Source organism: Allorhodopirellula heiligendammensis (genome assembly GCF_007860105.1).
GTDB classification, from domain to species: domain Bacteria; phylum Planctomycetota; class Planctomycetia; order Pirellulales; family Pirellulaceae; genus Rhodopirellula; species Rhodopirellula heiligendammensis.
Genome location: NZ_SJPU01000001.1, coordinates 365,539 through 388,644, shown reverse-complemented (window position 1 = coordinate 388,644; position 23,106 = coordinate 365,539). Strand labels below are relative to the sequence as shown.

At 55.9% G+C, this 23,106-nt stretch carries 19 protein-coding genes; 6 read left to right on the top strand and 13 right to left on the bottom strand.

The genetic code is table 11. The features are described 5' to 3' along the window. Nucleotides 1–303: 303 nt before the first annotated feature. From Poly21_RS01445 to Poly21_RS01435, 3 genes are read left to right on the top strand one after another with little or no spacing between them, the layout of a single operon-like run. On the top strand, nucleotides 304–1,815 hold the full coding sequence (locus Poly21_RS01445; RefSeq protein ID WP_302117168.1) for a DUF3108 domain-containing protein: 1,512 nt from the start codon (nucleotides 304–306) through the stop codon (nucleotides 1,813–1,815). 11 nt (nucleotides 1,816–1,826) lie between these two features. Beyond that, nucleotides 1,827–3,905: a sensor histidine kinase gene (locus tag Poly21_RS01440; protein WP_146405250.1), complete on the top strand. Its 2,079-nt coding sequence runs from the start codon at nucleotides 1,827–1,829 to the stop codon at nucleotides 3,903–3,905. Then, nucleotides 3,902–4,609 (top strand): response regulator transcription factor, encoded by a 708-nt coding sequence (locus Poly21_RS01435; RefSeq protein WP_146405248.1) that lies wholly within the window; start codon nucleotides 3,902–3,904, stop codon nucleotides 4,607–4,609. The genes Poly21_RS01440 and Poly21_RS01435 overlap by 4 nt, the downstream gene beginning before the upstream one ends. Nucleotides 4,610–4,856: 247 nt before the next feature. Here the strand turns inward: Poly21_RS01435 and Poly21_RS28185 are convergent, their stop codons facing one another. The 4 genes from Poly21_RS28185 to Poly21_RS01415 all read right to left on the bottom strand — a co-directional run bounded on the left by Poly21_RS28185 (nucleotide 4,857) and on the right by Poly21_RS01415 (nucleotide 9,527). Then, a complete protein-coding gene (locus Poly21_RS28185) occupies nucleotides 4,857–6,632 on the bottom strand; it encodes a ThuA domain-containing protein (RefSeq protein ID WP_367302516.1) in 1,776 nt (591 codons plus the stop codon). 111 nt (nucleotides 6,633–6,743) lie between these two features. Beyond that, a complete protein-coding gene (locus tag Poly21_RS01425; RefSeq protein ID WP_146405244.1) occupies nucleotides 6,744–7,730 on the bottom strand; it encodes an SMP-30/gluconolactonase/LRE family protein in 987 nt (328 codons plus the stop codon). A 118-nt stretch (nucleotides 7,731–7,848) separates the two neighbouring features. Next, nucleotides 7,849–8,538, bottom strand: coding sequence for a DUF2461 domain-containing protein (locus tag Poly21_RS01420; protein ID WP_146405242.1), 690 nt, complete (start codon nucleotides 8,536–8,538; stop codon nucleotides 7,849–7,851). Beyond that, on the bottom strand, nucleotides 8,535–9,527 hold the full coding sequence (locus Poly21_RS01415; RefSeq protein WP_146405240.1) for a DUF4261 domain-containing protein: 993 nt from the start codon (nucleotides 9,525–9,527) through the stop codon (nucleotides 8,535–8,537). The genes Poly21_RS01420 and Poly21_RS01415 overlap by 4 nt, the downstream gene beginning before the upstream one ends. Nucleotides 9,528–9,683: 156 nt before the next feature. On the opposite strand from Poly21_RS01415, the gene Poly21_RS26890 reads away from it, so the two are divergent. Continuing rightward, nucleotides 9,684–9,971: a hypothetical protein gene (locus Poly21_RS26890; protein WP_302117163.1), complete on the top strand. Its 288-nt coding sequence runs from the start codon at nucleotides 9,684–9,686 to the stop codon at nucleotides 9,969–9,971. Here the strand turns inward: Poly21_RS26890 and Poly21_RS01410 are convergent. From Poly21_RS01410 to Poly21_RS01380, 7 genes are all read right to left on the bottom strand, one after another. Then, nucleotides 9,968–10,450 (bottom strand): hypothetical protein, encoded by a 483-nt coding sequence (locus Poly21_RS01410; protein ID WP_146405239.1) that lies wholly within the window; start codon nucleotides 10,448–10,450, stop codon nucleotides 9,968–9,970. The genes Poly21_RS26890 and Poly21_RS01410 overlap by 4 nt on opposite strands. A 239-nt stretch (nucleotides 10,451–10,689) precedes the next feature. Further along, nucleotides 10,690–11,541: an ABC transporter ATP-binding protein gene (locus Poly21_RS01405; protein ID WP_302117161.1), complete on the bottom strand. Its 852-nt coding sequence runs from the start codon at nucleotides 11,539–11,541 to the stop codon at nucleotides 10,690–10,692. A gap of 38 nt (nucleotides 11,542–11,579) precedes the next feature. Beyond that, entirely contained in the window at nucleotides 11,580–12,512 is a 933-nt protein-coding gene (locus Poly21_RS01400) for an ABC transporter ATP-binding protein (protein ID WP_146405237.1), read from the bottom strand. A gap of 205 nt (nucleotides 12,513–12,717) precedes the next feature. Then, entirely contained in the window at nucleotides 12,718–13,833 is a 1,116-nt protein-coding gene (locus tag Poly21_RS01395; protein ID WP_146405235.1) for an ABC transporter permease, read from the bottom strand. Beyond that, on the bottom strand, nucleotides 13,830–15,236 hold the full coding sequence (locus Poly21_RS01390) for a CmpA/NrtA family ABC transporter substrate-binding protein (protein WP_146406756.1): 1,407 nt from the start codon (nucleotides 15,234–15,236) through the stop codon (nucleotides 13,830–13,832). The genes Poly21_RS01395 and Poly21_RS01390 overlap by 4 nt, the downstream gene beginning before the upstream one ends. A 515-nt stretch (nucleotides 15,237–15,751) precedes the next feature. Further along, nucleotides 15,752–17,116 carry a sigma-54-dependent transcriptional regulator gene (locus Poly21_RS01385; protein ID WP_146405233.1) on the bottom strand — a complete coding sequence of 455 codons (1,365 nt, stop codon included), beginning with the start codon at nucleotides 17,114–17,116 and terminating at the stop codon, nucleotides 15,752–15,754. Further along, entirely contained in the window at nucleotides 17,113–18,297 is a 1,185-nt protein-coding gene (locus Poly21_RS01380; RefSeq protein WP_146405231.1) for a glycoside hydrolase family 76 protein, read from the bottom strand. Before Poly21_RS01380 ends, Poly21_RS01385 begins: the two co-directional genes overlap by 4 nt. Before the next feature lie 381 nt (nucleotides 18,298–18,678). Here Poly21_RS01380 and Poly21_RS01375 point away from each other — a divergent pair, with 381 nt between their 5' ends. Then, nucleotides 18,679–19,956 (top strand): hypothetical protein, encoded by a 1,278-nt coding sequence (locus Poly21_RS01375; RefSeq protein WP_302117156.1) that lies wholly within the window; start codon nucleotides 18,679–18,681, stop codon nucleotides 19,954–19,956. A 138-nt stretch (nucleotides 19,957–20,094) separates the two neighbouring features. After that, a complete protein-coding gene (locus Poly21_RS01370) occupies nucleotides 20,095–20,970 on the top strand; it encodes a hypothetical protein (protein ID WP_146405229.1) in 876 nt (291 codons plus the stop codon). 17 nt (nucleotides 20,971–20,987) lie between these two features. Here the strand turns inward: Poly21_RS01370 and Poly21_RS01365 are convergent, their stop codons facing one another. Together Poly21_RS01365 and ribD are read right to left on the bottom strand one after the other, a co-directional pair. Next, nucleotides 20,988–21,854: a carboxylesterase family protein gene (locus tag Poly21_RS01365; RefSeq protein WP_146405227.1), complete on the bottom strand. Its 867-nt coding sequence runs from the start codon at nucleotides 21,852–21,854 to the stop codon at nucleotides 20,988–20,990. A 79-nt stretch (nucleotides 21,855–21,933) separates the two neighbouring features. Further along, nucleotides 21,934–23,085, bottom strand: a complete 1,152-nt coding sequence (ribD, locus tag Poly21_RS01360) for a bifunctional diaminohydroxyphosphoribosylaminopyrimidine deaminase/5-amino-6-(5-phosphoribosylamino)uracil reductase RibD (protein WP_146405225.1) — start codon at nucleotides 23,083–23,085, stop codon at nucleotides 21,934–21,936. Nucleotides 23,086–23,106: the final 21 nt, after the last annotated feature.

Sequence of the window (23,106 nt, the reverse complement as noted above, 5' to 3'; positions counted from 1 at the left end):
GGGGGAGTACGGTGGGGTTTGGGCCGGCATCGCGATCGAGACGCGCCGTCACAAAACTGTTGAGGAAGGAGGAGGGAACGAGAAAATATAGCAGTTTACTCGCTTAGGAGTTGGGGCACTTGGTAACAATACTAGATCGGCATTCTTCGGCCCCTATTTTTTCTTCCAGACTTTTCTTGACCGTCATTACCCATGCGTCACACCACCGTCACATTTCACCTCTACATTTGGAAGCAATCCAATCGTGCTCTCGTTCGTGGACGAGGGAACCGTTCGCCGTTCCTCTTTTTGATGAGGCAAATCATGCTCTCTGTTCTGAATTTCCCGGCAAGCTTTCGCATCGTCGTCGCCACCGCGTCATTGCTGTTGACATCAGACCTGTTCGCGCAATCGACAGATGTCGGTGGCAAAGGTCCTGAGAGCGGCACCACCTCGTCGAATTCGGAGACGGCGACTGCTGCGGAAATGTTGCAACTCGGTATCTATCAAGAAGAGACCGCAGGTGATCTCGCGACTGCGAAGAAGATGTACCGCAGGGTCGTCGAGAAAGCGAAGGAGTCAGCGAAGTTGGCCGCCGAGGCCCAATACCGGTTGGGCCAGTGCCTGCTGAAAGAAGGCGACCAGGATGCTGCCACGGCAGCATTCGACGCTCTGATCAAGGAGTTCCCAAACCAAACAGACTGGGTTAAGAAAGCCAATGAGATGGTCGGCAAAGCTCTGACGCTATTACCCGCACCGTATCAGTCAGGCCAACGCCAGACACTGACGATGACCCTGGCTGGTGGTCAAGTTATCGGTTTCATCGGCGTTGGCGTTGACTCGGGCGAGTTTGAAGGCAAGAGCGTCTGGCGAATGTTTGTTCGCCGCATGATCAATCCCACAATGAACGAAGGCGCCAGCACGATGGTAATCGATGCGGCCACGTTCAAACCACTCAAAACGACATTTCAACACACGCTGTTGGGCGACTCCTCGGCCATTTGGACGGACGGCGAGCTTGATATCAAGATGCGTGATGCGAGCGGCAATTCACAAACCAAAACGATCGAGCTCACCACCGACGCCTATTGTAACGATCAATGGTTCTTCGGATTTCGCCAATTGCCGCTACGGATTGGATACAAAGCGACACTTCCGATTCGTGTTGCCTTCACCGGCGGTAATGAGATTGGGTTAGAAGTGAGTGTCGAAAAGAAAGAGACCGTCGAGACCTCCGTTGGTAAGTTCGAATGTTTTCGTGTGGACACCAATATCGGCCAAGTCTTCTGGATCGCCGATTCGCCAGAGCGACTATTGGTCGCCTTCGACGGTGGCGGCGTCGTCGCTAAACTGAGTGACGTGCGAGCAGATGGTGCCGAGGAAGTTCTCAAGAATGCACACTATGGTTTTCAGTGCCGATTGCCGCAGGGCTGGTTCTCGATGCCAATGCCGACCGACCAGGAAGATGAGTCCAACGGATTTCTGATGGCGTCAACAGGAATGGCATCGTCAATGATTCGCGTACAAAAACAATCGTCTCTCGCCGAGGATGCTCAGCCGAGTGCAGACGCATGGATGAAGCTGCGTTTGCAGAAGGCTGCCAAAGCACTCAAAGATTTTGCACCCGTCGGCGATATTGCTCCAGCTACAATCGGGGACGCTCCTGCGGTTTCGGCATCAGCAACGTTTGTGTCGGGACCGTATACGATGAAACGAACGACGACTTTCGCATTCATCGGCGACAATGCCGTCGAAGTGCACCACACGACGCTCGCGGATGAGTTCGAGGCAGCCGCCGCGACCTTTCATGCGGTCACATCCTCGGTTCAGTTCTGAATGTCGATCTTATGAAGAAGCTGGCATCTGCATCGCCATGGATTTCGACCGTGGCTCTGTGCGGGGTTGTGCTGCTGCCCATCGTCGCGGCAATCGGGTTCGTTGCCGTGGCGATTACGAATCAACAGCTCGCGACCCAGCAATTGCTCGGTGAAGCCTACCGTAGTCATTTGGCGAACATGCAAGGCCAGGTCGAAAGACAACTCAACGGAATTCGTTTGAGGACCAAAGAGATCCTCGACCTGAGTGGTGGCGCAGAACGATTCGCTGCCGCCACCGCCATCGATGGTGTCGATTCGGCGGTGTGTAGGGGGATCGATCGCGCGGACCGATACCCGGGGACGATAGACACGCATGATAACGACAGAGCAGAATTGCTGGCGTTTCGAAAGGACCCGGATTGGAAAGCAGCAACCGCACATGAAGACGTGGGCGATTGCGATCTGGCGGCGAGCGCCTTTCATGCCATCTCCGAGGCGGCGCAAAACCCCACACAGCACATCACGGCAATCCAATCCGAGGTTCGGTGCCGACTGAGAAATGGTGATCGGGCAGCGGTCCATCGCATTCTAGAGGATTTCTTTGACCATCAAGTCAGTCGAGAATCTCATGGAGGATACTACGAATCATTACTTGCCAACTTGGAATTGCTCGCCTGCGAATCGATCTTCGACGGTATGCAACGTGAAACGACACTAAAAAGGTTGGCAGACAGAATTGTTCGCTATGACTCCAATTCACTGTCGTCTGACCAGCGGCTGTTCCTAATGCGACAACTAGAGATACTCGCGCCAGGCACGATTGACCAGAAGCAAATTCGCGCCGAGGAACTGGCAGCTCTTTACTTGGTTCATTCCCACGGGCGGCTCGAAACGAGTGCGTTCGATTCCACGAGTGAAACGCCCGCTCGTTCTTCGGTGCAGCCGACTGGAATCGATGACTTGTGGCGGTGGGAGATTCAGTCAAGCGGAATCGAGTTATTGATGACAACGCAATCGCTAACCCGGCTGATTGATGACGCGATCGCGGCGGTTGAACTGCCCAGGGATGTCGTGGTGTCAGTGCAGCACCGCAGTCGTCGACCACACCAACAGTCGGTAACGAACTACGAAGTAGCGGCGTCCTCGCTGCTGCCAGGTTGGCAATTGTCACTCCGGTTGCGCGATGCAAATTCCTTCTCGAAGGTCGCCCGCCGCCGTAATTTAGTCATGATTGGCGTCTGTGGTTTGGTGGTAGCATTGACTGTGGTGGGTGGTTCCCTTGTGGTTCGGAATTTCCACAATCGCGTTAAACTTACTCGTCTCAAAAACGATTTACTGGGGACCGTCTCCCACGAACTCCGCACGCCGCTGAGTTCGATCCGGCTGCTTGTGGACACCTTGATTGGCGGATCACTGAGCGACGGGGCCAAGCTGGATCCGCAGAGAACTTGGGAGTATCTTCATTTGATCCGGAACGAGAATGAACGTCTCAGTCGATTGATCGAAAATTTCTTGACCTTCTCTCGATACGAGGCCACTGTTCAATCGGAGAACTTCACCCTGGTGCCGGTGGAGAGGTTGATTTGTGCCGCTGTCGACGTTTGTCGTCCGAGAATCGAGAGCAAACCGTTGTCGCTCACGGTGCAGATCGCCCCAGGCGTCCCTGCCATTTGCGGTGATGAGGGCGGTTTAATCACGGTGCTGATTAATCTAATTGACAATGCCATCAAATACTCTGGCGATAGCTCGCAGGCGATACTGGTGTGTGCGGTTGCACGCGACAACGGTGTCTCTGTGTCTGTTTCTGATCATGGCATCGGAATTAGTCGAATTGATCAGCGAAAGCTGTTCGATCGGTTTTATCAAGTAGATCAAACATTGCATCGCTCCGATCGAGGATGCGGTTTAGGTTTGAGCATTGTGCGCACGATTGTCGACCATCATGGCGGCCGAGTTTGTTTGGAGAGTGAACTCGGCAAAGGAACCACGTTCACGGTATGGTTCCCTGCCGAACAGACCGCAGGATGCTCTCCGGAACCATCGGTAACGTCAGAGTCAGATGAGTGCCAGACCGCCGCCGATTCTCTCTCGGAGATCATCCGTCCATGAGCCTGTCCGTGTTGATCATCGAAGACGACCGAGCTCTCCAACGCGGGTTGCAGGACAATTTTACCGACGCCGGCTACCGCGTTCAGGCAGCCTTGGACGGCGAGGTTGGATTGCAATTGGCCGTTGCCTCTGCGCCAGATCTTGTTGTGCTAGACATCATGTTGCCGGAGATGAATGGCTACCATGTCTGCCGAGAAATTCGTCGCAAGGGTTTGGACTGCCATGTGATTATGTTGACAGCCAAGGGGCAAGAAGACGACATCGTGCGAGGATTGGAGATCGGTGCAGATGATTACATGACCAAGCCGTTCAGCATCCGTGAGTTGATGGCCCGTGCCGATCGGTTGATTCAACGCCGTCGGGCAGCGGAAGTCGATCAGTTTTGTTTTGGGCGATTCAATTTGAATCTAGACGCCTGCCAATTGACTCGCGACGATCGCGAGATCGCACTGACCAGCAAGGAATTTGGGCTGCTAAAACATCTCCTGCAGTTTCGCGGACAGGCGAGAACGCGGCAGCAGATCCTCGAGCGAGTTTGGGGAGATCCATTCATCGTCAGCGGTCGCAGCGTCGATCGCTGTGTCACAACGCTGAGGCATAAGATTGAACCTGACGCGCAGCGGCCAACGTGGATTCAGACTGTCCGCGACATTGGGTACCGGTTTACCGACGAACGGTCACCTGAAATCGGGCCAATCCAGTGAAGGCTCCGTTCCAAAAGCGACCTGATCGAACTTGAATCCGACGCTCCGTTGGCCGCGAAAATGGAGCAGCTTACGGGGGCACATTTACAACATCGTCTCACGAATGTGGCTCATCGGACCGTACAGGCCACTCCTGCAGCAGAAAGGTCGCGGACGAGACATTGGTCCCATCCTCCATTCAGAGAAATCGTTTACGGCGTTAGGGATAGCCTGGGAACAAGATGCATCGAGTTCGCGGACGCCGTGATTACTGGCGCGGTTGCACCGCGGCAGGTTTGAACGTTGCTAGGTCGGGAGGAGTTGTGGAAACGCCTGCTGCAGGCACTTCACCGTTGGCAGTCCAGACGATGCCGTTGAGGATGAAACGACGTAAATCGTCGTTGCTCCAGTTTCGATAGAAGTGCGGCATTACGATTCCAAACCCGCGGCCGTGCTCGCGTTGGACACACCATGCGACGATTTCTTCCTGGGGTTCTTCCGGTGGTAGCATTGACGTTGCTAACGCCGTCACATTGGCAGCGAGTTGATTGTTATTTTTACCGAAGTAGTTGTTGATATACGGTTCGTCGTGGAGTGTGAATTCCGACCAACCGCGAGAGATCGGGTGTTGTGGTGCCGCTCGTTCAATCGTAGCCGCTTGATAGACGCGGGCGATGCCAGGGTGGTGAGGACAGGTCTTGTTGGCAAAGTAACCGCCCATCCATTCCAGCAGCGGATGAGCACCATCGGGAGCGACGTCGTGCCCCAACAGAGCCGTCGCGTAATGCACACACACGATTCCACAGCCACGCTGCATCATCCGCTCGATGCGGGCAAGGATCTGTTGCGTCTCCGGCAGACGGTGGGGAGGGAACGTATCACCAATAAAAACGATCGAGTCGGCACCGGCCAATAATTCATCATCGTCGGGCCAGCCCTGGACTACGGTCGCCTTGATTCCGTTCAGGTTGTCGGCGTGCTCAAGGCAATGAGCCATCAATCGTCCGCCTGCAGCGACTTCGTGCGAGCCGGGCGGGTGGGTACTTGGGCCGATCACGATCAGAATATGCTTTGACCGGGCTTCCGCCGTCATCAAGCGTTCAATCTCCGCTTGAACCTCGCTTCGCTGGCCGTCCGCAAATGAAATCAAACGATGGTCGTGCTTGTCTTCGTCGACCCACCGGTTGGTGCCGTTGGGAAAGAGGTGATTGCCTCCTTTCGTTTCTACAATCCAGTACGGGGCGTCTGGACGAACGGTGTATAGCAGGGCAACCTGATCCCAGCTCGATCGCGTCGGCTGGTCACCCAAGAACAAGTCATATCCGACACGCAGTGGATTTCCTGCATCAAGTTTGCTGCGATCGCGTCCGGTACCGACGTCTTCACCGAGACCACTGAAGTGAATCGTACCCGGCCAGTTGTTCGCGACGTAAACCGCCGACTCGGGGTCTGGTTTGAAATTGCCGAACTTGCCCGGATCGAGGTGTTCGGGATAGCGGCCACCCATGACGACAAAGTGCGAGATCTTCTGCTCGACAAGGTCCATTCCCGACAGTGGGCTGGCTTCGTCGGCGGGTGATCGCAGCAGGTCAGCGACGTTAGTCAAATAACCGACCGTGACCAATCGCACCGAATTGTCATCTGCTGCCGCAAGTGCGGTGCGTAGCACGGTCACCGCAGGTGGCGCATCGTCGTTGGTAGTGAAACGGCTCGGAAAACGTTCGGCGAGTTGTCTCGCGTACTTGGAGCCACGCTCGACGCTGGCACCCTCGCGTTTGGGAACGCCCAGCGGCAGGGTGGGACGACCGTAATAGCGATTCAATGCATCCAGGCAAGGAGCTGAGTACGCGAAGTTGGAACTGACCGTCGTCGCTAGGATCTCGATCTCCCCGGTATCCGCCATCGCGTGCAAGCACGCCACCGCACCGATATCGTCACAATCGGTATCAATGTCGGTATCAAAAATGACGGGGATCGAGGGCTCGGCGGCAGGTACGGCCGTGACGAGCGAAAGCAATAACGCAATGGAAAGGAGAGTTTTCATGCGTCTGATGATATCAGAGAGTGAGCCGCGACGCATATGCAACCGGGCTTCCCGTGCGCGACCGGGCATCCCCTATTCAACTGGGCTTCCCGGTGCGTCACGGCAGTCGGCTCACTGTCCCCATGAGAAAACTGGCGGAACGATCATTGCGGGGTCTTGGAAATCGGTCTCAGCAATGAACAACTGGCCAGCATTCGGGCATTTCTCACGATTTTCATCACTCATGTTTTCGACAGCAGTCGTGATTACCAATCGCACACGGCCCTGATCGACTACCAACGCTGGGCAGGTGTTTTGGGGGGATCCCGGCGTTCGCCAGACACACTGTAATCGCCCCGTCTCGCGATCATATTGGCGTGTTTCGCCATAGTCCGCCAAGTCGGGCAAATAGATCGAGACAATGATGCCGTTGCCATCGGGAGTTAAAATAGCACCATCGGGAACACCGGGGTCGTTGGTTAAATCCACCAAGACGTGCTCCGCACCGATCGTGCCGGCGTCAATATCAAGGTCGTGTTGCACAATTTTCTTCGTCGGTGAATCAATGTCGATTAATTTCAGTTGCCCGGCATCATCCGTCCGGATCATTTTGCCGTTGCTGCAAATCTGGTCATCTCGCAGGCGAATCAAGACTCGGTCACGTCCGCGAAAAAGATACAGGCCAGCTTTTCGCTCGGAGAACTCAAGATCTTTGGTACCAAAGATCAGGTTATCGCCATAGGCGACTCCATCATTGATGATCGTGTTGTCGACGTCCGCATCGATACCCTCGCAGAACGGAGTCCACGAGGAATCGCTGATATCAAAAATGCCAAGTGACCGTTCCACGCCGGCCACAAAACGAGTCTCGGTCCCCGAGCAGGCGAACGCGAATCCTGGACGCCCCGGCAAATCGAACGACTGATTCTCACCGGTGGCTAGATTAAGCAAATTGATGGAGCCGTAACTCGCCTGCGGTCCATGTTGAATCCCCACCCACGACAGGCAGCCCGCTGCCTCAAGGGGAATGGGCCCCTCGGGTAAAAAGCGAAGCTGTGCCGTATGGGGAGTCGGCAGGGCGGTCGCATCAATCACGAGCGGAGCTGAAGGTAAAGTCATTTGATTTCCTCAGTGTTAGCCAGACCACGTCGCTGGTCTGAGCCGAATAGGGCTTCAACAATCTGTCGCGGCGAATGCGAGCGTCTCTCTCGCGACGGGCGGAGGCGTCGGTCGACATTTAGTAAGGCACATCGATGGCGCTGCACAAAAACTGCATGAGAGGTTTGGCGTCGCGAATCAGGCCTACCATTTTTGCCGCCGCCCCGGCGCTGGTAATCTCCTGCTGCGTTAAGTTCGCGACAGCGATAAAATCAATCCGGCGGAGGTCTTCAATCTGGGGATGATCGATCGAGTAGTCACGCGGGGAGGTCTTGAGCGATTCACCCGAGAGATGGAACGACTGACGAAATTTCTTTTGATCCCGCGCCCGTCGCCATGCCGTTGGGTCGTCGTCGATCGCACGTCGGATTGCCGCGAGTGTTTCGCGGTGCGGTCGCCAGCACCCGGCGGCGACCAAGCACTCGTCGCAGGCGAGGTGGATATAAACGCCGGGAGCGTGAATGTTATCGTCGGCTTGATGCCGAATGGAAATGCCTACGTTCGTTTTGTAAGGAGTCTTGTCCTTGGAAAACCGCGTGTCACGATGGATCCGCATCAGTGACCCGCCGCTGCGTTTGACGATAGCGCTCAGCATGGGGGCTGACCGCCGCAGGGGCGGCCCGAGTTGCTCGATCAGGGCGAGTGCGGGCTCACGCACGTCACACTCGTAGCGTTGTTTGTTGGCATGAAACCAATCGCGATCGTTGTGACGTGTTAGGTCGTCCAAGAACTCAAAAAGTTCGGGGCCGATGGGCGACGCCTGCGTCATGAAGCGGGTTCCGGCTCATCCGATGGCTGTTCCATTCCCGGTACCCGATACTGCTCGGGCACGTCGCGGTTATCTTGAGGCAAGCAGCGGAGCACAGGTCGCGGAGGCGCGGCGATGCCGTCGTCCATCCGCCAGACTCTCCAAATCACGTCCCCCGGACCTTCCACGGAGTCACCATCTTCGATTGGCTCTTCCGCCTCTTCGAGAAAACAGGTCACCAATCGGAGGAAACTCTCGACTTCGGTAAAGTCATATGATTCAGCATGAAAGCATGCTTCGATATCGAGCAAGTCGAGCTGCGAATTCCCGACCGTATCCATCACTGCCCATTCGTTCTCCAGACGGAACAAGCGAACGTTCGACCACAGGTCCAGCGGCGGGAAATCATTTTCTTCGGCGTACTCAAAGCTCTCGTTGAGCGTTTTAAGGTCGCGTAGGACTTCGCCGTTAGGATTGAAATAGCAGATGGCTTGGGGCAACTCCGTAATCGCCGCTGCGATCTCGGTGACCAGGGCGAGCTCGTCGAAGGGCTCGTAACCTTCGGGTAGGACCGGGGCATCATCCTCTTCGCCCAGGACGTACGAGCTGCGCACTCGAATAAATGCGGTGGGTTGCTCCGCAAGTTCGCGTCCGTCTTCCCACACCCATGATTGCTCGCGGGCACGCTGCAGAGACCCCGGGTAGTTGTGGGGGCCGAAGTTGCCCAACGCCCAAGCGTCGACAATCTGGCTGTCCTCCGAAGCGGCTGAGTCACCTTGCGTTCCGCCCATCGCATCGGGCCAGGGATGATCGACCACGTCGACCACCACCTTGCCGCTGCCATCCTCGTCCATATTCATCAGCACGGCCGGGCCGAGAAATGTCCAGTCTTCGGACGCTTCGATGGGGTCGGAGGGATGGAAATCGTCGATCGCAGCAGCGACCTCTTCGATACTCACGCTTTGGCGCAGTAGAACTACGATGCCTTGGGTAAAAAGTCCCTTAGCCATTGGAAATCTTTCGATGGGGTATTTGACAAGTCCGTTTAGTACAAACGGGGGCTTTGCGGGGCTTGATCGAGAACAGAGCAGTTTAGGGGGTGATTCATGCGAGAGAAACCGGTCTAGATTGCTGCCGCCATCCAGGTCGCCGCTCGCTCGTAGCCCATGTTGGCCTCCCCCGCACCGCTGCAGTCGGAGAGAGAGGTTCGCCGGGATGTCAGCTTACCTTCGCCTCAGGTGGGTTGGTCTGCCTGCCTGGCGATTTTAACGACAATCAGCGTCCTCAGCATTGTCGCTGCGATGGTGCTGAGGTTTCCTTCATGGCCGTTTCAGTGGGGGTTTCCGGGCCGGTTTGTTACCTGGACTTACTGCGACAGCCATCTGAGGGCGGCTGCGGATGGGATACCGAACCTCATTTCGCAGCAAAACCAGTCTGCCGGGGGGCTTGCCTAGGCGGCTTCGTTGAAGCGACCGCTGTGAGATTGCGGCTGGCCGACTGCGGAAAGACGGGCGATGAGATCGCTGGGGAGCCCCGACAAATAATGTTGGCAGATAAACAACGCAGTAGCCCGCTGATGAGTCTGGGCAACCAAATCGGCCAGCTCGCCGCAGCACTTAGCTAGTCGAGCGTCATCGATTTTCCGGGTCGAGAGCAACTTTGCTGAGAGACTCAGGCCGAAAGGAGGTGCATCGGAGGCACGCAGTAGTACATCGCGTTTTTCCACAATCCGCTCCAACTCAGCAACCGCTGTCGCCAGGTGCGGGACCGTGCTTTCAGCATCGTCGCCGCCGAGGTTCGGGGCACCCATTCGGGTTTCGTCTAGAATCAAATCGATCGAGTTCGCAATGTCAGTCGCCTCTAAGAGATAAGAGGCAACTCGCTCTCGCCAAGCCACGGTGTTCGGTTGATCGACAGAGGAGCCTGCGTTCATGATAGGGCACTTTGTAGTGGAAAGGATGAATCGCGCCGTCATAGTTCGAACATCGGAATGAGCAGGGCATTCGATGAGATAATCGCTGCGTCTTACGGAGATTTCTGAGCAAACCCTCTTTTTTGTGTATTTTCTTGATTTTGGCTACAGAATGATTTTGGCACACCGCGACGCATTCTCCCGAAGGAAGCTCCGGCTGCTCCCATTGGATGTACGCAGGCATCACAGATGCCGATGGGTCAGGGACTGCTCAGTGACAGATCAGCGGGTTCAGATGTCTTGGACTCGTCGCGTTCACGGGTGTTTTTTATTTTGGCGTGATCTTGGCCTTCGAGAAACTCAATCATCTTGCGACGATACTCGTAGTACTCAGGATGCTCCAGCACGTCGGCACGCTGTCGGGGGCGGTCGAACGGCAGGCTGAAGATAGCCCCTACGCGGGCGCGAGGTCCGTTGGTCATCATTACCACCCGGTCGCTCATGAACAACGCCTCATCCACATCATGGGTCACCATGACGGTGGTGACCTTGTCTCGCACTAGAATCTCCAGCAAGATTTCTTGCAGCTCCAGGCGGGTCAACGAATCCAACATCCCAAATGGTTCATCAAGCAACAGCATTTTGGGTTTGAGTGCGAACGCTCTGGCAATGCCCACGCGTTGCTGCATCCCTTGGCTGAGATCCTTGGCACGCTTATGCAAGATACTTCCCAGTCCAACAAGATTGAGGTAATAGCTGGCCAGATCAATCCGATCACGTTTGGTGGCATTTCGATAGACCTGATTAACACCCAGCATCACGTTATCTAATGCGGTCATCCAAGGCATTAAGCACGGCGATTGGAACACGACTCCGCGATCGGGGCCGGGGCCATCGATCTCGCGACCGTCAATCACAACGCCACCCGTCGTGATCGAGTTCAAGCCAGCAATCATAGTGAGCACCGTGCTCTTACCGCAGCCTGAATGACCCAGCAGTGAAACGTATTCGCCTTGAGCAAGATTCAGATCAAAGTCTTCGACAATCACGAGAGGCCCGTTATGGGTGTCGTATGTTTTGCCGAGTCGGAAAAGTTCTACGTAGCCACGCATGGCGTGATGTCCTAGGAGTTAGGTGTGGGGAATAAGGCCTAACCTATGATGCGTCCCTTACGCGTTAGGTCTTGAGGGCGGATATCAGGAAGGCGAAACGAGAGATGCTTGCTGGCCGCCATTTCCTTGTCGCGAGCCTGTTGACGCACATCGACTAGGTAGTTCGTAACCGCATTGCGAAGACTTTTGAAATGCTCGCTGTCATTGAGTTCGGCGCGGTTGCGGGGACGCTCAATGTCCACGTCGAAAATCGGGCCGAGCGTCGCCTCGGGCCCGGGCGTGAGCGGCACGATCCGGTCAGCCACCAGGATCGCTTCGTCAACGTCGTTGGTGATCATCAAACAGGTCTGACGCTCCTCTTGCCAAATCTTCAGAATCTCGTCACCCAGCTGGGACCGCGTCAACGCGTCAAGAGCGGAAAGGGGCTCGTCGAGCAGCAGCATTTTTGGTTTCATCGCAAGCGTCCGAGCCAACGACGTGCGTTGGCGCATACCGCCGGACAATTCGTGGGGGCGGCGATGTGCAGCGTGACTCAATCCCACCATCTCAATGAATCGTTCGACGTGATCACGTCGTTCGGCCCGGGACCAATTTCGAAACACCGTGTTGACTGACAGCGCAATATTGCCACGGACAGTCAGCCATGGAAGCAGCGAGTAGTTCTGGAATACCAAGCCCCGATCGGCCGAAGGCCCCGTGATGAGCTGTCCGTCCATGGTGATCGTCCCTTGATCAGGCTGAATCAATCCAGCCGCCAATTGGGTGAAGGTCGTTTTTCCACTGCCACTGAAACCAACTACCGCAAGGAATTCACCCTCGCGGATATCGAGATTGATGTTGCTCAATACCTCGTTGCGTGTCACACCGCTCCCATAACCTTTGCAGACGTTTTCCATTTGCAGTATCGGCGAGGGGACCGCAACGTTGGGCAGCTTGAGAACGCTCGGTTCGCGGTGCAGTAGAACACTCATGTGCAAATCTTCAATATCAAGAGAAGGCGAAAAACGTTAGCTTTCGAATCACTCGCAAACGCCGACGCGAGACTTTGGGATCGATGTCCAGGCGGACGTCATAATTCGGTGGAATGATTCGCGGTCGCTAGAATGAGGAGAACGTCCCGCAGTCGGTATGTGTCCCCACACACCACCGACTGCGGAACGAAAAGAAACCTTACCGTCACGCGGTGGCAGGGTTTCCGAAACTGACGAGATTGCGGAGAAAGATCATGAAGCGATCGAGCACGAGCCCGATCATGCCGATCACGATCACGCTGAAGGCGATACGTGCGTAAGTCAACTCGCTGCCGTTCTGGAATTCGTCCCAGACAAATTTTCCCAACCCAGGGTTTTGGGCAAGCATGTCGGCGGCGATCAGGACCATCCACCCAACCCCCAGACTGATTCGCATCCCCGCGAACATCAAGGGAAGGCTTGCAGGCAAAATGATTTTGAAGAGTCGCTGCATCCAGGACAAACGGAGCACGTCAGCAACATTAATAAAGTCTTTGTCAACACTCGCGACACCGAGGGTGGTATTGACGAGCGTCGGCCAGAGCGAACATAAGCAAACGGTTGTGGCAGAAATCAGAAAGGCTTTATCAAAATAGGTTTCGCCTGATGCGTAGCCGGCGTAGTACCACATGATGACAATGAACGCTAAAGGCAACCACGCCAGCGGGCTGACGGGTTTAAAGATCTGAATGAACGGAGTCAGCGCGGCGTTGCACCACGGGCTCATGCCACACAAAACACCCAACGGCACGGCCACGATGGTGGCTAGCAAAAAGCCAAAGAACACCGTGCTGACACTCGTCCAAATCTGGTCGATAAACGTCGGTGCACTCGATGCTCGGTAATTCGCCGCTGCCAAAGCTCGCGTCTTCAATGTCGCCGCTTTGGCTGTGAGTGCGTCCTGCTTAGCGCCAGTGGATCTCGCCGCGGCAGCGTCGTATGCATTTGCTTCGGCGACCATATACACCGCCTCGCTGAGCTTTTCTTGCTTGGCCAGTCGATCTACCTGCTTTTGCTCAAAGTGCATGGCAATCAATTGCCGACCCGCATCCCATGTTGCCGCAGGGCTGGGGAGCTTTGCGCTGTCAGTGACGACAGTCTTTGCCGCAGCGTTCCACATCACTAGAAATAGAGCGATGGCGACCATCGGTAGCAGTACGTACTTCGCGATCCCCTTCAATTGATCTCCCTTGTCTTCCCCTGCCGCCAATCGCACGAACGGTTCCAGAATCGGTAAACCGGCGACCTCGCATGCACGCAGTAGATTTCCTCGCCAATTCATGACTCTTCCTTCGTTCCGATTTCAAAGCTGTTGATGTAACCAATGGGATCGCGACCGTCGTAAGCTTTTCCGTCAATGAATTCGGTCGTGACTGGTCGATAACCGTCATAGTCAATGGCTGGTAATTCATCAGGCTCCAGCCTGCCTTCGCTGATCAGCAATTCAGCTGCTTGGCGATAGATTTCCGGTTTGTATATTTCCTGGGCCGTCTCGGCGTACCACGCAGCGGGCTTGGGTTCTGTAATCTGCCCCCAGCGGCGCATCTGCGTCAGGAACCAAATGCAATCACTGTAGTGTGGGTAGCTGGCATAGCCTTGAAAGAAGACATTAAAGTCCGGCATGTCCAGGACATCGGTTGCTTGAAAGGTGAACGTGCCAGTCATGGACTGTGCGATCACCGCCTCTTCGGCCCCTACATAGTCTTTCCCGCTGAGGATCTTGGCGGCTTCGGGGCGGTTAACCAGTTTGCCGGTATCGTCTTTGGCATCAAGCCATTTTCCAGCCCGGATCAAGGCCTTGATGACTGCGAGATGCGTGCTGGGATTCTCATCAGCCCACGACTTGGCAACACCGAATACTTTCTCGGGATTGTTTTTCCATATTTCGCTGTTGGTAGCGACCGGAACCCCAATGCCCGTCGACACCGCTTTTTGATTCCACGGTTCGCCGACGCAGTATCCTTTGACAATATCTGCTTCGAGATTCTGAGGCATTTGCGGTGGCGCAACTGTTGAGAGTTGGACCTGCGCGTCTTGAAATCCGTTTAGGTCACTGGTGGTGTACATGCCGGGATGAATCCCAGCAGCGGCCAGCCAGTAGCGAATTTCATAGTTATGTGTGCTGACAGGAAATACCATGCCCATTGGGAAGGGTTGGCCTTGATCGGCTAAGTATTCGAGTACGACCGGTTTGAGACTGTCTGCAGAAATGGGGTGCGGTGGCGTGGGACTCTTGAGCGAAGGCTCATGCTCTTGCATCTGCGCCCAGACGTCGTTGCTAACCGTGATCGCATTGCCGTTGTAGTCCATGCTATAGGCGGTCACGATCGGTGACTGTGTGCCAATCCCAATGGTCGCGCCAATGGGCTGCCCAGCCAACATATGCGCACCATCGAGTTGTCCATTGATCACATTGTCGAGCAGGATTTTCCAGTTCGATTGAGGCTCGAGTGTGACATTCAGACCCTCGTCGTCAAAGAAGCCTTTTTCTTTAGCGATCACCAGCGGGGCGCAGTCTGTGAGTTTGATGAAACCAAATTTGAGATCGCTTGACTCCAAATTCAACATTGCCGCTGGAGCGACGTCGGTTTCGTCAATGACGATGTCGGAAATATCAATCTTGGCAGCGGCAGCCTGTAGATCCGCCAGCGTCACTTTGCCGGACGAACAACCGATCAAGCCCATGGGCACTAACAGCAGTAACCACCACGCGGCAAAGCGACCTACGCTTTGAGAACGCCCCGGGGGAACACGATTCGACACAGAAACAACGCCTTTACTGAGCGAAACTAGCTTGGCGGTGCACAAACGATGGGCAAACGCTGCTAGAAATGAGTAACGCTTGTCAGAGCGTTGCATTCAGTGCGCCAATTCAGCGATGGGAACCTGTTGTGGGGAGCCGCGAGGAATAAGGCGTCTTACCGGCTGTGTTGCGGTGCGCATTGCCTCCTAGGCGGTGCAGTTGCCAGCGGGGGTGTCGTCCGCACTCGTCGCGGGAGAGTCGCGGGTTTCAACAGGATGTGCTGGTGTTTTACGCATGCACGCTGTGAATGGAGGCAGAGATACGGGAGCCACCTACCACGCTCCAAGCAACGTGAGAGCAGTACGGTCGGTAGCGGCACTGTGCGGGATGATGGATGCCGTACCGTGCGAGAAATAGTCGCCCATTGAATCGGTGCACCGTCCAGATTTGAAATCCGCTACACGGATTTCAGTTTGCGGTAGATCGTCTTGCGGTCGAGACCGAGGATGCGTGCAGCTTGGCTCTGATTGCCACCGACAGCGTCCAAAACGTGGTGAATGTAGCGTCGTTCGATCTCTTCCATCGGCACCAATTCGCTCGGGTCGAGACCGCCGATGAACATTTCTCCTTCATGGAAGCTGCGAATTTTGTCAGGCAGGTCTTCTAGGGTGATAGTGTCGTATCGCGTCAGTGCGACAGCACGTTCCATCACGTTTCGCAGTTCGCGGACGTTGCCAGGCCATGCATAACTGAGCAATCTTTCGGCAACGCCCTCACCGAATCCCGATACCGATTTGCCTTCGCTCGCGGCGAATTGTTCTTGGAAATGCTCTGCGAGTCGAAGAATGTCGGTACCGCGTGCCCGCAGGGGCGGCAGTTCAATTCCGATGACGTTAATCCGGTAATAGAGATCTTCGCGGAAACGGCCTTCCGCAACGGCAGTTTCCAGGTCTCGATTGGTTGCGGTTAATACGCGCACATCAAACGAATACTCTTTGTCGCTGCCGACCGGCCGGACACGACGTTCCTCGAGCGCACGTAGCAGTCGAACTTGCATTGACATGGGCATCTCGCCCATCTCGTCGAGTAGCAGGGTGCCACCATTCGCTTCGAGGAACAATCCTTTGCGTTCTCCTCGCGCGTCGGTGAAAGCGCCTTTGACGTGACCAAAAAGCTCGCTCTCTAACAGGGTTTCTGTCAGGGCGGCGCAGTTCACAGCAACGAATGGCGCGTTCGCACGCCGGCTGCCTGAGTGAATCGAGCGAGCGACAAGCTCCTTTCCGGTACCGCTCTCGCCGGTGATGAGCACTGCCGCGTCGGATGCGGCAACTTGTTTCAGATGTTCGTACAGATTTCGCATTGTGGGACTCTGGCCTAGAAGTTCTCCGAATGGGATCGCTGCGTCATAGGTCGATTCGAGCAAACTGACCTGTGCGGTCAGCCGGCGGTGTTCAATTGCGCGTTGCAGCGTGATCGAAAGCAAATCCATCTCGATCGGCTTGGTGATGAAGTCGTAAGCCCCTGACCGCATGGCACTGATTGCAGTTTCGAGCGTTCCAAATGCGGTCATCACTACGACTGGAATATCAGGTCGTGTTCGCGATAACTGCTGACAGAGCTGCAGTCCGGTCGTACCTGGCATCCGCACATCGGTCAAAACAACGTCGAAATCGTGTTTGTGAATTGCTGCGAGGGCTTCTGTCGCCGATGTGTACCAGCGGCTGGCAATGCCGCGCAGCCGCAAGTCGGTTTCGATGAGCTCGCACATATTGCGTTCGTCATCGACGATCATGATCTGGCGAGTAGACGATGGGGTGGTCATGGAGCTTCCGAGCTGAAATGTGCCGCCGCCAGCCAATAGATGCGCGCCGCGCTGGCCTGGTCGAGGAGCGAAATTTTCCTGGGAGACCGACGCTGAGACGCGATCCAGTGACTGCCATAGATCCCATCCGCATCGCGGACTTGATCGTGCAGGTAGATCACACTTCGCACGACGACTTGTCCCCAACTTCCGTCTTGGTGATGCTCGTCGAGCGCTAAAAACGCCTCGAGTAGCAAGTGAGCAAAGCGACCGCTGTCGTCGACCGCCCCCTCGTCACGGATCCATGCCGCCCGCGCCGAGTTGGCGATTCGCTCGGCTTCAGTGAGATAGTTGTCGGCACCGCTGAGTTCGTGGAACAGCAAATTGGCGCGGATCATTAACGCGGAATTGTAGCTGTATTTGCGGCGGTCAATCTTTCCCTCAAGGTCGATGTTGTCCCAGAAGAGACCGTCGGTGTCCTGCAGGTGCTGACCCGTCCACAAGTAGAGCTGCTTGGCTGTATCGAGATAGCTTTTCTCATGGGTGAGCTGATGCAGACGTAAGGCTGACACGATCGCCGGCGCGTTGGTGCATGTGTTCTTGGTTTTTTTTTCCTGTTCACGCCAATATAACCCACCACCGAGTTTGTCATCCTTACCACTCATCACGAAATCAAAGGTGGCGACGGCACGATCAAGGTATTTCCGCTCATGGCTGATTTCGAACAGCTCTAACAGGGCCAATACCAACCATGCGTTGTCGTCGTAGTAGCGATCGGCCTCCTTGGGGCCTGGCTGCACATCAAAGCCAGCCACGCCGTTTGCGTCCAGCCAGTACACCTCAATCGCGTCGGCATACGCCATCGCTTGGTTCACATACCGCTTAGGATCAACGCGTGCAGCGGCATTCAAGGCACTTAACTGCACCCCTACGCCCCACATGAACGATGGATGACTGCCTCGCCAATGGCGACCGTCTGGCATCAAGGCGTGTTCGGTGTATAAGCCGTATTTTTGCGACCAAAATCGATCCCGAATCAGGCGGAGGGTTTCAGTTCCCCATTGATCAAAGCAAGCCTCGCCGGTCTCCGCCGTAGTAGCGACTGGAGTGAACGTGTCTGAGTGGCATGTCTCGGCCAAGACGACCCAGCAAACTAGCATGGTGCAGAAACGAAAGCGTCGCGATGCATTCAGCAATTTCATGAGTGAGGCAGGCACGAGGAAAGGCACACGGCGAAGGAGCTTCTGCGTTCGGTAGTTCACGAACGCAGGAACCCGGGGACGGCAGAATGATTATCAATGGAGGAAAACTGGCAGGTGCGGGGACGCACACCACCTGCAACGACGCGTGTTTTGATCGTGGGAGCGACTTGCGAGCGGCGATCCCGCTACACATTGACATCCTCACCGCGAAGCTATACACTCAGGTGTATATATTGCGGTTCAGGCGAGATGTAGAGGCGCGTTCACACCCAGTCGAAGACCCCTCTACGGAATCCCCCGCCTGTCTAACCCCACCAATCAACAAATGTCTCGCTTCCTCGCGAGATTTGGTTTGGTATTAACATTCGCCGAGTTTCCGTCATGAAATGCCCCGTATTTCTTGCGTCGCTGCTGCTTTTCGCTTTCACGACGACGCCTGTCGCTGGTCAGTTCACGGCTGAAATCGACATCGAGGAGGCACCCTTTTTGTACAGCGAGACGGCTGGCGAGAATCGTGTGACTCGGTTGCTCAACCGGCTCAAGAACAAAGAGATCGAACTTCAGTACACTCGTGAGCGGGGCTATCTGGAGTCGCTGCTCGCAGCCCTGGAGATACCCGCATCCTCGCAAACCCTCGTGTTTTCGAAAACGAGCATGCAGGTCCGCTACATCTCGCGTCGCAATCCGCGCGCAGTGTACTTCAACGACGACACCTATCTCGCGTGGGTAAATGGCAGTTCATTGGTCGGGATCTCAACGGCAGATCCGCTGCTCGGCGCCGCGTTCTATACCGTTGACATGGCGCCGTGGCGAGCGAAAGTGGAACGCCAAAACTATGACTGCTTAGCTTGCCATGCGACGTCGTTGACCCAAGGAATGCCCGGCCATACCGTTCGCAGTGTGATGCCAGCCTACGACGGCAGCCTGGACCCGCAGTTGGAATCGTTCATCACAAGTGACACGAGCCCGCTTTCCCAACGTTGGGGTGGTTGGTACGTCACGGGAATCCATGGTGACATGCAGCACATGGGCAACGCTTTCATTCGAGGTGGCCAGCTCGACACCAACGGTACGGGCAATCGGATGAATTTGCGTGATGAGTTCGACACCTCAAACTATCTGTCGCCGTATAGCGATATCACAGCTTTGATGGTGCTTGAGCATCAAACGCAAATGCACAACGCGATGTCACGGGCGAACTTTTTTACCCGCCAAATCCGCTACGATGCTGACACACTTGACGTGGGTCAAGTCGATGAAGCCGAGATGCAAGTACAACTGGGGATGATTGCGAAGGAAGTTGTCGATCGGATGCTGTTTCGTGACGAGGCGAAGTTAACTGCGCACATTAGGGGGTCTGTGGTATTCGCCGAGGACTTTCAGTCGCGCGGCCCTCATGATTCTCAGGGCCGCTCGTTACGAGATTTCGATCTCCGAACACGTTTGTTCCAATATCCGTGTAGCTATCTCATTTACTCCGACGCATTCACAACTTTGGAACCGAGTTTAAAAGCCGAGATCGTTCGCCAGATCAAAGCGGTGCTCGCGGGGGATCACCCTAGCACCGGCCATGATCACCTGTCCGCAACCGATCGCGCCAATGTGCTCGGTATCCTATCTGAGACGCACCCAGATTTCACCGCTGACACGGCAGAATGACCGGGTGGGTTGCCAAAAAACAACGAGGGTGAATCATAAGCGTTAGGGCAGCGACCGTCGCACGAGGATATGCTGCGACCGTCGCACGAGGATATACTGCGAAGATCGAGCACATTCACTTCGTGGCGACGACAAATCATGGCACAATCGTTTTTCTGGCGCGTAAGCCTCCTGGGCTTGACCGCCATTCTGCCCCTCTCATTTAGCCTGCATCAGGCTCGCGGTCAGGAGCCCACGCCCGCCGCCGAGTCATCGGTGAGTGCACAGATTAGTGGGTGGGCCGCGAGTGTCGTTCGGGATCTAAAAATCAGCAACGATGCGTCCAGCCGAGAACTGACCCGGAAAGAAAACTCGTTGCTGCGCTGGTCCAACGCGATCGACGGAAGCGTATACGGCGACTCGTACCTGTGGACGGATCATGAGCGCCCGGCCGCCTTTCTGAGTATCTACGCCAGAGTGGATGGACCTGTCGCTGCCCGTCGGCTCACCTTTCAATCGCTGTCGTCCGATCCGCTCACTGCAACTCTGAACAATGTGGCGGTATGGCATCCGACTGAGCCTGGCATTCAGTTTTTTAAGCTGGCGGATGTTCCGTCGCCAAGTCAAAAAAACTCGGTGCGACGCCTGGAGATATTACGTCTCGCTCGGCAGTTCCGCGGTCGAATTCAGGAGGTTGCTCACGAAGATAGGTTCCGTGAACTGCGATTGCTAACAGCCCCTTTGTATCAGTATCAGAGCGAGCCGAACCATGTCGAAAACGGAGCCCTTTTTGCTTTTGTCGATGGCACCGATCCAGAACTACTGCTGATGGTGGAAGCACGCGTCGAAGGCGAGAGGCGGTCTTGGTATTGCGCGCCTGTACGACAGAATCACCGCCGCTTGCAGCTCTCTCGCGGCGACGACAGGGTGTGGGACGCTCCGTCGATCGCGCCACCCTTTCAAGGCCCCAAGATCAGCGATCCCAACGGGGTTTACTTTAACATCCCATGGTCGGTTATCGCCGATGACAGATAAACGTTAATCCCGCAGCTTTACTGGCGCGATTGCGAGAATAGCCAATCGTAGGTTTCATCATCGGCGTACGTCTGGGTCCAACTGTCATGGTCGACACCGGCGCGTTCGGTATAGCGAATTTCCCCTGGATGGCCTCCGTTGACCAAGGCGGCGATCATGGCACGACTGCGAATGACGGGCACAGCAGTGTCAGCGTCGCCGTGAACGGCCCAAACGCTAACAGGGTCGTAGCGATCGGCCCAGCTGGAATCGCCACCGCCGCAGACAGCGATCATGGCGGCGAAGCCACTGGTCGCGGCACGGCCTGAGTCCCTTGCTGCGTCGGCAACCTCGTGGCTCGCCATGGTGCGGTACTCCGCTGCCGCGTACCAGCTTCCATAGCCGCCCATGGAGAGACCGGTGACGTACAATCGCGAGGTGTCCACGTTGCCTTGGGCAATGACCTCGTCGAGTAGTTGAAAGACGAGGTTCATCGTTGGTGAGGGGGTGGACATGAACGTACCCTCGCCCTCGGATTGAGACCAATCGGCATCAACCCATTTCATGTCGCGAGGGCATTGCGGGGCAACGATAATCGCCGGGAATTGCTCGTCACGCCCGTTTTTGAGGAACTCGGTCGCGCCATGCTTGAGCTGCGCTTCGTTATCGTTGCCACGCTCGCCCGCACCGTGCAGAAACAATACCAACGGTAGTTTGGCATCGGTGCTGGCGGATTGCGGAATGTGGATGCGATACTTCAGTTCGCCGCCACCTGAGCTGACGTAGGTTTCTTTTTTGAACATATCCTGAGTATTAGTTGTTTCTTCGCCAATGGTTGGTGTCAGCATTAGGAGCGAGGCCGATGCGATCAAAATGATGCAGGCAAGCAGACGATTTCGAGTCATGGTGAGCAGCAAAAGTGAGAGAGAGTGCGAGCGGTTTGCCGAAGTTGGAAAGCACTTGGTTGTCGCTTATTATAGCTGCTCAACGGTGCTGGGAGGCTTTTCGATAAATGATCCGCACGTCATCGTCGAATCGGTCGACCGAGCCAACGCGGAGTGAGATGGATCGATTGAGCTGGGAAATTCCTGGATCGCCCACCGGACCGGGAGCCGCCTGGCCACCGATCAATTTGCTGCCAATGTAAACATGCGCTTCGTCAATTTGCTCAGCTGCAGCGAAGCTGCCCAGCAGCCGCCCGCCGCCTTCAACCATCAGGTTTGTGAGGGGGGTGCCGCCGGGATTATCACGCCCGCCAAGTCGCAGCAGCGCCTCATCAATCATGGCGATAGGATCTGGATTTTGACAGCGGATCACCCTGGCGCCATGGCCGCTCAGCGCGGCCAAATCTGCGTCTCGAACCAGCGGCCCAGCGATCAGCCACAGCGGCGTTTTAGTTGCAGTTTTTACAAGTTGACGATCCAGAGGAGGCACTCGCGTTTGTGCGAAGACGATGCGATTGAGAGTGCGATTGAGAGTGCGGGGCCCACTTGGCCGGGCGGTCAGGAGCGGGTCGTCCGCCAGGACGGTGCCCATGCCGACAGCGATCCCATCGATCCGGCCGCGTAAGGCATGTACCTCGCGGCGGGCCGATTCGCCTGTGATCCACTGGCTTTGCCCGGTGGCCGTCGCAATCCGCCCGTCCATGCTCATCGCCCATTTGGCAATCACCCACGGACGACCCGTCCGCACTCGTTTCAGATATGCAGCGAGTTGGTTGGTGGCGAGTTCAACTGCGACCCCCGTGTCGACTTCGATCCCGGCGTCTTTCAATCTCGCGACACCGCCCCCGGAGACTTGCTCAAAGGGGTCGACGACCGCGATCACGACGCGGGCAAGCCCGGCAGCGATCAGGGCATCGGCGCAGGGTGGGGTCTTACCGTGGTGGCAGCACGGTTCGAGAGTGACGTAGGCGGTCGCGCCCTTCGCGTCATGCCCATTTTGTAAACAGTCATGCAACGCGTTAACTTCGGCATGCGCCTCGCCGAATCGTTCGTGGCACCCACGCCCGATCACTTGGCCAGCGCGGACGATCACGCAGCCGACCATGGGGTTGGGCTCAACTGACCCGAGGCCAGCCCACGCCAATTCGACAGCCGCGGCCATGTGCGTTTCGTCAACGGCAGGATCAACCATGGCGTCCATTGGGTGAGGAAC